9 protein-coding genes and 1 rRNA gene are annotated in these 11,186 nt (G+C 45.2%); 7 read left to right on the top strand and 3 right to left on the bottom strand.

All coding sequences use genetic code 11. The annotated features are described in order from the left end of the window. The first annotated feature begins 18 nt into the window (after positions 1-18). From MMG82_RS18790 to glmS, 5 genes are all read left to right on the top strand, one after another. Positions 19-447, top strand: coding sequence for a F0F1 ATP synthase subunit epsilon (locus MMG82_RS18790; protein ID WP_011624645.1), 429 nt, complete (start codon positions 19-21; stop codon positions 445-447). Positions 448-617: 170 nt separating this feature from the next. Next, positions 618-1,982 (top strand): bifunctional UDP-N-acetylglucosamine diphosphorylase/glucosamine-1-phosphate N-acetyltransferase GlmU, encoded by a 1,365-nt coding sequence (gene glmU, locus MMG82_RS18795; RefSeq protein ID WP_241407279.1) that lies wholly within the window; start codon positions 618-620, stop codon positions 1,980-1,982. A gap of 259 nt (positions 1,983-2,241) precedes the next feature. After that, positions 2,242-4,335 carry a TonB-dependent receptor gene (locus MMG82_RS18800; protein ID WP_218678125.1) on the top strand — a complete coding sequence of 698 codons (2,094 nt, stop codon included), beginning with the start codon at positions 2,242-2,244 and terminating at the stop codon, positions 4,333-4,335. 200 nt (positions 4,336-4,535) lie between these two features. Then, positions 4,536-5,306 carry a DeoR family transcriptional regulator gene (locus MMG82_RS18805; protein ID WP_047538117.1) on the top strand — a complete coding sequence of 257 codons (771 nt, stop codon included), beginning with the start codon at positions 4,536-4,538 and terminating at the stop codon, positions 5,304-5,306. A gap of 75 nt (positions 5,307-5,381) precedes the next feature. Next, on the top strand, positions 5,382-7,211 hold the full coding sequence (gene glmS / locus MMG82_RS18810) for a glutamine--fructose-6-phosphate transaminase (isomerizing) (protein WP_047538114.1): 1,830 nt from the start codon (positions 5,382-5,384) through the stop codon (positions 7,209-7,211). Positions 7,212-7,290: 79 nt separating this feature from the next. Here glmS and MMG82_RS18815 read toward each other — a convergent pair whose 3' ends face one another. From MMG82_RS18815 to MMG82_RS18825, 3 genes are all read right to left on the bottom strand, one after another. Continuing rightward, on the bottom strand, positions 7,291-7,494 hold the full coding sequence (locus MMG82_RS18815; protein ID WP_047538110.1) for a DUF2061 domain-containing protein: 204 nt from the start codon (positions 7,492-7,494) through the stop codon (positions 7,291-7,293). Positions 7,495-7,661: 167 nt separating this feature from the next. Next, the gene (locus MMG82_RS18820; RefSeq protein ID WP_047538107.1) at positions 7,662-8,564 is read right to left on the bottom strand and encodes a 1,4-dihydroxy-2-naphthoyl-CoA synthase; all 903 of its coding nucleotides are present in this window, start codon (positions 8,562-8,564) and stop codon (positions 7,662-7,664) included. 116 nt (positions 8,565-8,680) lie between these two features. Next, positions 8,681-9,031, bottom strand: coding sequence for a hypothetical protein (locus tag MMG82_RS18825; RefSeq protein ID WP_037424115.1), 351 nt, complete (start codon positions 9,029-9,031; stop codon positions 8,681-8,683). Between the two features lie 91 nt (positions 9,032-9,122). On the opposite strand from MMG82_RS18825, the gene ccoG reads away from it, so the two are divergent. Further along, complete coding sequence (ccoG, locus tag MMG82_RS18830) at positions 9,123-10,550, top strand: cytochrome c oxidase accessory protein CcoG (protein ID WP_047538104.1); 1,428 nt, start codon at positions 9,123-9,125, stop codon at positions 10,548-10,550. Between the two features lie 520 nt (positions 10,551-11,070). Beyond that, positions 11,071-11,186: ribosomal RNA gene (locus MMG82_RS18835) — 16S ribosomal RNA — on the top strand; the annotation flags it as partial.

Consider the following 11,186-nt stretch of genomic DNA (forward strand, 5'->3'; position numbering starts at 1 on the left):
TTTTTTAAGGAGAACGGGATGGCAGCCATGACAGTACAGCTTGATATAGTAAGTGCAGAGAGCAGCATCTTCTCAGGTCGCGTAGCGAGCCTACAAGTGACCGGTTCTGAAGGTGAGTTGGGCATCATGCATGGCCACGCTCCACTGTTAAGCTATATCAAACCTGGCATGGCGCGCATCGTCAAACAAGACGGCAGCGAAGAAGTGTTTTATCTTTCTGGTGGTTTACTGGAAGTACAACCTTCTTCTGTTTCTGTGTTAGCTGATGTGGTTATGCGTGCCAAAGATATTGATGAGCAGGCAGCATTAGAAGCCAAGCGTCGTGCAGAAGCCCATATGGCAACTGCGGGTGCGGACTTTAATTATGATGCCGCTATGGTTGAGTTAGCGAAAGCAATGGCTCAATTACGTGTTGTTGAAACCATCAAGAAAAACATTGCCAGATAAAGGTTATTGTTTGTGATAAAAGGCGGTTATCGAAAGATACCCGCCTTTTTTGTTGGTTTTTTCGCTGCGTTTTGAGATCTGCCTTTCGCTTTGCTGCGCCTTTCCGTTAAAATTGCGCCATTAAATCGAGCTCAGTTTATCCCTTTGGGATGTTAATCAAGGATATGGCAATGGCATTAAATGTAGTGATCTTGGCAGCAGGAAAAGGAACTCGCATGCGCTCGGATCTTCCTAAGGTATTACATCCTATCGCTCATAAGAGCATGGTGCAGCATGTGATTGATACTGCACACCATATTGGCAGTGATGCTATACAGCTCGTTTATGGCTACGGTGCCGATAAATTAAAATCCGCTTTGGGTGAGCAGCAACTCAATTGGATGTTGCAAGCCGAGCAGTTAGGCACTGGCCATGCGGTCGCTCAGGCGATTTCTAATATCGATGATAATGATACTGTGCTGATCCTTTACGGTGATGTGCCGTTAATCCAAGCCTCTACGCTTGAAGCATTACTTGCTGCGCGTCCCGATAATGGCGTGGCGATTTTAACCGTCAATCTAACCAATCCAACTGGCTATGGCCGTATCGTGCGCGAACAGGGCAAGGTTGTCGGTATTGTCGAACAAAAAGATGCTAATCCAGAGCAACTTGCTATTAATGAAGTTAACACGGGCATTATGGCTGTTCCTGGTAATGCATTAAAATCGTGGCTTGGCCGCCTATCGAATAACAATGCTCAGGGTGAATACTATCTCACTGATATTATCGCCATGGCCCACGCCGACGGGGTTGATATTAATACCGCTCAGCCACAGTCTGCTATCGAAGTGGAAGGCGCTAATAACCGCATGCAACTTGCACAACTTGAGCGCGCCTATCAGGCCCGTGAAGCCGAAAAGCTGATGATTGCTGGCGCTAATTTGCGCGATCCAAGCCGTATCGATATCCGTGGTGAAGTGACCGTGGGTATGGATGTGATGGTCGATGTGAATGTGATTTTCGAAGGTAAAGTGGTGATTGGCAATAACGTTAGCATCGGCGCTGGTGCAATTCTTATCGACTGTGAAATTGCCGACAATGCCGAGATCAAACCTTACTCTATTATCGAAGGCGCTAAACTCGGCGTAGCAGCCAGTGCGGGGCCTTTTGCCCGTTTACGCCCCGGTGCTGAGTTAATGCAAGATGCCCATATCGGTAACTTCGTTGAGATGAAAAAAGCCGTTTTAGGTGTGGGGTCTAAGGCGGGTCACTTAGCCTATTTAGGCGATGCGCAAATCGGTGCGGGTGTGAATATTGGTGCGGGTACTATTACCTGTAATTACGATGGTGCCAATAAACACTTAACCGTGATTGAAGATAATGTGTTTGTGGGGAGTGATACTCAACTGGTGGCGCCGGTGACCATTGGTAAAGGCGCGACGCTCGGTGCAGGGTCAACAATTACCCGTGATGTGGGTGAGGATGAGCTAGTGATCACCCGTGTTAAGCAAAAACATCTGACTGGCTGGCAACGTCCGGTAAAGATTAAGAAGTAACGGCTTTATTTTTTGTTATAGAAAGCGGCAATTAGCCGCTTTATGTTTTTTTGTCAAAGGTCTAAATCCTCTCCAAATAAAAATCAGCTAAATTAATGTTGAATTAATACTGTGGTGTTATGGGTAATTCATTGTTTTTATTCAAAGTTGATCTAAGTCACGCCAAATTGTAAATCCATGTAAAGATCCTTAAATAAAAACAATTCTTATTTATATTGCCTGCAATTCTAAGACGAAAGGTCTACTTGAGGTGTTGGCAATGGTATTTAAATATTCAGTTGTAGGTTTGGCCGTTGGGGCTGCATTAATGGCGATGCCTGTTATGGCAGAAGCGCCAAACGATGCAAATATAGAACGTATTAATGTAACAGGCCGTACTTTTAACGATTATAAAGTCGGTAGCGCATCGGGCGCTATGCGTGGCGATATTGACTTAATGGATACCCCGCAGTCCGTTAATGTTATCCCTGATTTTGTGACTGACGAACAATTAGCAACTAACCTTGCAGAAGTCTTAGTTAACGATTCGAGCGTAACGGCGGGTACTACTCGTTGGAACCGCCAAGTCTTCAGTATTCGTGGCTTCGAACTCGATTCGGGCAACGGCTATCTCATCAACGGCCACCAGCAATGGTCTCATTACGTTCAACCTATTGAAACGCTACAACAGGTTGAGGTACTAAAAGGCCCTTCAAGTATGTTGTATGGCCAATCCGGTCCTGGCGGTTTGGTTAATATGGTCACCAAAAAGCCGACCTATGATTCAATGCTCGATTTAGGTTTTGATACTGATGGCTACGGCTCTACCCGTGCGCAGTTAGATGCGGGAGGCAGCTTAAACGATGCTCAAAGCATTCGTTATCGTGGTGTGTTAGTTAAACAAGACACTAAATACTGGCGCGAATATTCAACTACTAATGAAAACCAAGAGCGTGATCGTTGGTTGGGTTACTTAAACTTAGAATTTGATATCAGTGATGATGTTTTGTTATCGGTTAAGTACGACCATACCCAAGACAAAGCGGGCATCGATGCGGGTGGTTGGTTAGATAAACAAGGCAATGTGATTGGCGAGCGTAAAACCGTATGGGACGCGCCTTGGGCCTTTACCGATAATACTGTTTCAAATTTAGGTGCTGATCTGACTTGGCAAATGAGTAACGACTGGAAAGTGAAAGTCGGTTACAACGATCAACAATTTAATCGCCAACGTTTCGACTCTGCCCCTGTTTATGCGGCAGATCCCTTCACCAAGGGGTATAGCATCAAGCCTTTTGATCGATATGACGATTGGCAGCATAAAACTGCTTATATTGATTTTACGGGCGAGTTTGAATTAGCAGGCTTGGAACATCAATTCCTTATTGGTGCCAACTATTTAGATTACTTCTACCAGCAACAAATCGCTCGTGGTGCAACTCAAACAGTGATCCCTGGACAACCAGTTGTTCAGCCTGACCTTGATTACCATCAGGGTAAATTAAGTGCTCCAAGCGAATACAAATACTACGGTTTCTATCTGCAAGATTTAATGACTATCAACGAACAATGGAAATTGCTTGCAGGTGTACGTTATGACGAGCAGAAAAAAGACGGTGAAGGGGAAAATAGCTATGCTGTATCGCCAAAATTCGGGGTGATTTATTCGCCTATGGATAATGGCAGTATTTATGTCAACTATTCAAAAAGCTTCACCCCACAAGGTGCAGTGAATAACGAATACGATATCAATAACAAACTTAACCTAAAGCCTGAATACGGTATTCAATATGAAGTGGGAACAAAGTGGGAACTGTTTGACGATAGTTTGCTGCTAACGGCAGCGGTATTCGATATCACACTTGAAAACATTACCATTTCAGAAAAATTGCCAACGCCTATTGGTGATTATACTGATATCACTACCCAAGGCGGTGAGCAAAAGCACCGTGGTTTTGAAATGGGTGCCCAAGGCAAAATTGGAGATAGCTGGTTTGTGACATCATCGATGATGTATTTAGATGCTGAATATCAAACGGGTGATGCTCGTGAAGGTAATACTCCTATTGATGCCCCTGAATGGTCTGCCAATATCTGGACTCGTTACGAAGTAACTGACAACTTTGCGATGAACTTTGGTGCTATCTACGTTGGTGAGCGTTTTGCTGATACTGCTAACACTATCACCAAAGATGGTTACGTCCGTTTTGATGTTGGTGCTGCTTATACTATGGATATTATGGGTAAAGACGTTAGCATCCGTGCAAACGTGAGAAACCTATTTGATACTGAATACTTAGATGGTGGTAGCGATAAGATGGTCACTATCGGCCAAGATCGTAACTTCAGCGTGGCACTTGAAGCTAAGTTTTAAGCTCAGTTCCCCTTTTTAAGTTTCATACAATTAAAGCGGTTTACCTTTGGGTGAACTGCTTTTTTATTATTTTTCATTAAGTTAATTAATCCAACTTAAAGGCTACCCATCTTGATTCGAAATTATCTTTCGAATACTAGCAAAAATGTTTCGTTTCTTTATAATATATCTTTCGAATCGAAAGTTAACTGAAAGGTTTTATGAATAAACGAAATACACAGCAACGACGTCACAGTATTATTAGCATTCTGAATGAACAGGGTGAAGTGAGTGTCGATGAGTTGTCATTACGTTTCGAAACTTCAGAAGTGACTATTCGTAAAGACTTGGCAGAACTTGAAAAAACTGGACTATTGCTGCGCCGCTACGGTGGTGCTGTGGCTATTCCCGATGAAGTAACGCAGCAGTTTTCTGCCAAGATTGCTCCTAATAAGTTATCTATTGCTAAAGCAGCGGCGCAGCTGATCAAAGATCACAATCGCATCATTATCGATAGCGGTACCACCACTTCAGGCTTAATTGCTGAACTCAACCAAAAACGTGGGCTGGTGGTAATGACCAATGCTCTGCATTTGGCTAACGCGATTCACGAACTTGAAAATGAGCCGACCCTATTGATGACCGGTGGAACCTGGGATCCGCATTCCGAGTCGTTCCAGGGGCAAGTGGCCGAACAGGTATTACGCTCCTATAACTTTGACCAACTGTTTATCGGTGCCGACGGTATCGATTTAGCGCGAGGCACCACCACCTTTAATGAGCTGACGGGTTTAAGTAAGGTGATGGCTGAGGTTTCCCGTGAAGTCATCGTGATGGTGGATTCGGACAAAATAGGCAAGCGGATCCCTAATTTAGAACTACCTTGGTCGCAAATCAGTGTACTAGTCACCGATGAGCGCATCGAAGAGAGCGCCCTTAACCAAATTACCGAGCAAGGCGTGAAAGTCATCTTAGCGCCCTACTCGCCTTAGGCATTTGCCCGTGATAAGCCAGAGCAAATGACTCAAACAACTTCATTTTTATTTTTCATTTTATAGGTAAAAACTATGTGCGGAATCGTTGGCGCCGTGGCGCAAAGGGATGTGGCCGAAATTCTGGTCGAAGGTTTACGTCGTTTAGAATATCGTGGATATGATTCTGCGGGTGTTGCGGTGATCCACAATGGCGAACTCAATCGCACCCGCCGCGTGGGTAAAGTGCAGGAGCTTTCTACGGCACTCGAAACCGATCCGCTAGCGGGCGGCACTGGTATTGCGCATACACGTTGGGCGACCCACGGTGAGCCAAGCGAGCGCAATGCTCACCCACATTTATCTAAAGGCGATATTGCCGTTGTGCACAATGGCATTATCGAAAACCATCATAAACTGCGTGAAATGCTTAAAGAACACGGCTACCACTTCAGCTCTGATACCGATACTGAAGTGATTTGCCACTTAGTTCATCACGAATTAAAAACGCACGACACCTTACTGGCCGCGGTGCAAGCCACGGTTAAACAACTCGAAGGCGCTTATGGCACTGTGGTGATTGACCGCCGCGACAGCGAGCGCATGGTCGTCGCGCGTTCCGGCAGTCCACTGGTGATTGGTTTTGGTTTAGGTGAAAACTTTGTCGCGTCTGATCAATTGGCGCTGTTGCCTGTGACCCGTTCTTTCGCGTTTTTAGAAGAAGGTGACGTGGCTGAAGTGACTCGTCGCACAGTGAGCATTTTCGATGTGCATGGCAATAAAGTTGAGCGCGAAGTTAAAGAATCTGAAATCACCCACGATGCCGGTGACAAAGGTGAATATCGCCACTATATGCTCAAAGAAATCTATGAGCAGCCACTGGCACTGACGCGTACTATTGAAGGCCGCATCGCCAACAAACAAGTGCTCGACACGGCTTTTGGTGATAATGCCGCTGAATTCTTAAAAGATATTAAACACGTACAGATTATTGCCTGTGGTACTAGCTACCATGCGGGTATGGCTGCGCGTTATTGGTTAGAGGATTGGGCTGGCGTTTCTTGTAATGTCGAAATCGCCTCCGAATTCCGCTACCGCAAGTCGCATTTATTCCCCAACAGCCTGTTGGTGACTATTTCTCAATCCGGCGAGACCGCCGATACGCTGGCGGCGATGCGTCTAGCCAAAGAAATGGGCTATAAGGCGACGCTAACTATCTGTAACGCACCAGGCTCTTCCTTAGTCCGTGAGTCTGACATGGCATACATGATGAAAGCTGGCGCCGAAATTGGCGTTGCTTCAACTAAAGCCTTTACCGTGCAATTAGCGGGTTTATTAATGCTGACTGCGGTGATCGGTCGCCATAATGGCATGTCGGAGCAAATGCAGGCCGAGATCACTCAAAGCCTACAGTCTATGCCTGCCAAAGTGGAGCAAGCATTAGGCTTAGATGATGCGATTGCTGAATTGGCGGAAGACTTTGCCGACAAACACCATGCCTTATTCCTTGGCCGTGGCGATCAGTACCCTATTGCGATGGAAGGTGCGCTGAAACTTAAAGAGATCTCCTATATCCATGCTGAGGCATATGCTTCTGGCGAGCTGAAACATGGCCCACTGGCCTTGATTGATGCCGACATGCCCGTCATAGTGGTGGCGCCAAACAACGAACTGTTAGAAAAGCTGAAATCTAACGTTGAAGAAGTGCGTGCCCGTGGTGGTTTAATGTATGTGTTTGCCGATGTGGATGCTGAGTTTGAGTCTGACGAGACTATGAAGGTTATCCCGGTTCCACACTGCGATATCTTTATGGCGCCGCTGATTTACACTATTCCATTACAGTTGCTGTCATATCACGTTGCGTTAATTAAGGGCACCGATGTGGATCAACCGCGAAACCTCGCTAAATCGGTGACGGTGGAATAAATTGGAAGCAATAAAAAACCGCCTAAATGGCGGTTTTTTATTGGGGCTTGATTAGAGTATGTGCTGGTGGCTTAGGCTATTAAGCTGTTATTGCATCAAGCGCGTGTTGCTTTTTTGCTTCTAAACGTTTCCATACTTTATCGTGGAAATAAAATACCACAGTGTTAATTGCGGGCTCTACTAAGGCGACTGCCCCACCAACAAGCACACTGCCTGTTAATAAATAAGTGACAGTAAAAGCAACGCTGAAATGTAATACGGCAAAAGTAAGTGTCTTGGTCATGATTCTATCCTCTAATGTAAGCCCCTTTTGGGAATGATTAGATGATAACAATTCTCATTAAAATTTAAAGCCGTATTTTGAGATTAGTTTAAACGGTTTTTTCTATCTATAAGCGTTAGAAAGTATAAAGCCCTCTGTTGAGGGCTTTATACTGCAATGAGTCGTGATTAGTAATGCCAAGGGAAGGCTGAGAAGTCTTGATCGCGTTTCTCAAGGAAGGCATCACGCCCTTCTTGAGCTTCGGCACTGGCATAGGCTAAACGTGTGGCTTCACCCGCAAACAGTTGCTGGCCGACCATGCCATCGTCGGTCATGTTAAAGCCGTACTTCAACATCCGCATCGCCGTTGGCGATTTTGAGTTGATTTCTTTCGCCCACATTAATGCTTCGACTTCGAGTTCGGCATGGGGAACAGATTTATTCACCATTCCCATGGCAAAGGCTTCATCGGCACTGTAGTTAAAGCCGCAGAAGAAAATTTCTCTCGCGCGCTTTTGGCCAATCATCTTGGCAAGATAAGCACTGCCATAGCCTGAGTCGAAACTCGCGACATCGGGATCGGTTTGTTTGAAGACGGCGTATTCCTTGGAGGCTAAGGTTAAGTCGCAAACCACATGCAAACTGTGTCCGCCACCCACGGCCCAACCAGGCACGACCGCGATCACTACTTTTGGCATAAAGCGGATCAATCGTTGGACTTCGAGGATATGTAAACGCCCCATTCTGGCTAAATCGGCTTTGCCCTCTTCGGCGCCTTCATATTTATAGCCATCTTTGCCGCGAATACGTTGATCGCCACCCGAGGAAAACGAATATTGTCCTTTGGCCGAGGGGCCATTGCCAGTGAGTAATACACAACCTACATCGGACCATTGACGAGCGTGATCGAGGGCGATATATAACTCATCAACCGTTTTTGGACGAAAGGCATTGAGGCAATCTGGGCGATTGATGGCGATACGCACTGTGCCGTGGGCTTTGGCTCTATGGTAAGTAATATCGTCGAAGTTAAATCCGTCGACTTCATCCCACAGTGTGGGATCAAAAATATCTGATACTGGTTTAGTCATGATGCAAGGCCTATATAATTGAAGCTCAAAGGCTAGGCGGAATCATGTTTCTGGTCAATCGTCTAAGCACCATGCTTAGTGATGAATTGCAAAATTCCGTTTGCCTGTTAGTGGAATTAGAGGTTATCGCAGATAAATAGCAAGTTATCTCGGCTAAAAATGGGATGCTCAGTGGCTGTAGTGCCGCAGTAGTTTTCTTTAAAATCTGCAATGCCATCTTCGGTGAGTGGGATTTTATTAAACTCTTCAGCCTCAGATGCTGATAACCGTTCCAATATCTCTGTTCGTGCTTTCGTGAGATTTTGATTAATTTTAATTATCTGAGTGCCCATTGCTGAGCTCACTTTGCTTTCTATCTTTTGAACCATTTCCTCTGTTTTTGCTATAGGTGCATCTAGTTTGTCGGTTTCAGTGTATAAGTAATATAATGCACCACAAAGGAGCGCTAATATGATCCAACCTTTCATCTTTTAGTCCAACATAAGTGAATAACCATTAATAATATGGGTATAATAAGCCAGTTTTCGTCCAATATTAAAGCAGTAAAAGGCTGTCACGATGAACGCAGAATCTAATAACAAGGACTATTCGAAAACCAATCGAATTAAGATTCACCAGCCTGATGCAGATAAGGCTGATCGCTTTAACCCCCGTAATCGGATTTATGTCCGTGCAATCGATGGATTATGGAGTAGTTTACGCCGCCGCATGGGCTGGATAGCAATGCTCTTCTTCCTGATATTACCTTGGATCCCTTGGAGCGACCGTCAAGCCGTATGGTTTAACCTCGCTGAGCAGAAATTCCATGTCTTTGGCTTAACGATTTGGCCGCAGGATCTGACCTTACTTGCCGCTCTCTTTATGATAGCCGCCTTTGCGTTATTTTTTGTGACAACCTATCTCGGCCGAGTCTGGTGTGGTTACACTTGCCCGCAAACCGTTTGGACGTTTATGTTCATTTGGTTTGAGGAAAAACTCGAAGGTGCCCGTAATAAGCGTATTAAGTTAGATCAAATGCCATGGGGTTTTGACAAAATCTGGCGCAAAACCGCAAAACACACTGCATGGATAGTGCTTTCACTCATCACAGCAATGACCTTTGTGTCCTATTTTGTGCCGAGCCGTGAAGTCTATGTCGATGTATTTACCCTTAATGCATCAGGCGCAATCTACTTCTGGGTGGTGTTTTTTACCTTAGCGACCTACGGTAATGCGGGTTGGATGCGTGAAATCATGTGTATCCATATGTGCCCTTACGCGCGTTTCCAATCGGCGATGTTTGATAAAAACACCTATATCGTTGGTTACGATGCAAAACGCGGTGAGACCCGCGGCCCGCGCTCACGTAAAGCCGACCCCAAAGAAATGGGTCTAGGAGATTGTATTGACTGCGACCTTTGTGTTCAGGTTTGCCCTACCGGTATCGATATTCGTAATGGCTTGCAATATGAATGTATTAACTGTGGTGCCTGTATTGATGCGTGCGACCAAACCATGGAGCGGATGGGATACCCTCTAGGGCTGATTAGTTACACCACCGAAAATAAACTCGAAGGTATTAAAGAGAAGGTACTGCGTCCGAAGCTGGTGGGTTATGGTGTGGTGCTGGCCGCGATGATACTTATCTTTATCTATGCGAGTGCGACAATTGCGCCTGTGCGTATGGATATTATCCGCGACCGTAATCAACTCTATCGAGAAAATGATCGAGGTTTGATTGAAAACACCTTCACCTTGAAGATCCTGAATAAGACAGAGCAAGCTCATGAATACACTATGAGTGTTGAAGGCCTCAACAACTATAAGTGGTATGGACCTACCTCAGTGACGATTGCTGGTGGAGAGGTATTAACTCTACCTATTAGTATCGGGGTCGATCCGGTCGAACTTTCGCGTTCAGTGACAAACATCGAGATAAAAGTGAAAACCCATATTGATGGTGAAGAAGTCGAAGTCGAGCAAGAATCGCGATTCTTTAGCCCATAGTTACTGTTTCGTTAACCAAATGAGTTTAAAAAGGGACTGTTTAGTCCCTTTTTTATTCATGTTGCTGGATATCTAGGCGTCTAGATGATTAATCATAATTTTCTGACAAAAAGCGCTTGCACAAAAAGTTTCGCTGCCTATAATGCGCATCCACTGACACGGCAGACAGCGAAAGCGAGCGCGGTTTCAGTGCGAATCGAATGCAAAATGTGCAGTTGATTCGAAAGCCTCAAGAAGTTTGCAAAAACGCCTTGACGCGACAAGGGAAATGCGTAGAATACGCAGCCCTGACCCAGTGAGCGGTAACGCAAGCGATGAGGTCAAATGCTCTTTAACAATCTAAACAAGAAATCTGTGTGGACACTCACAGGTGTTGAGTTAATCGAAATTACTCTGCCGTTTGGCGAGTAATCAAAGAATTAAATCAATGAATGAGTGTTCATAGCAATATGTACAACGACTTATTAAGTTAAGTCGATTCAGAATTCATTGAGCCGAATCTTCGGATTCAAAAAACTTTTAATTGAAGAGTTTGATCATGGCTCAGATTGAACGCTGGCGGCAGGCCTAACACATGCAAGTCGAGCGGCAGCACAAGGGAGTTTACTCCTGAGGTGGCGAGCGGCGGACGGGTGA

Origin of the sequence: Shewanella sp. MM_2022_3, from assembly GCF_022557375.1 — a bacterium.
Taxonomy (GTDB): domain Bacteria; phylum Pseudomonadota; class Gammaproteobacteria; order Enterobacterales; family Shewanellaceae; genus Shewanella; species Shewanella xiamenensis.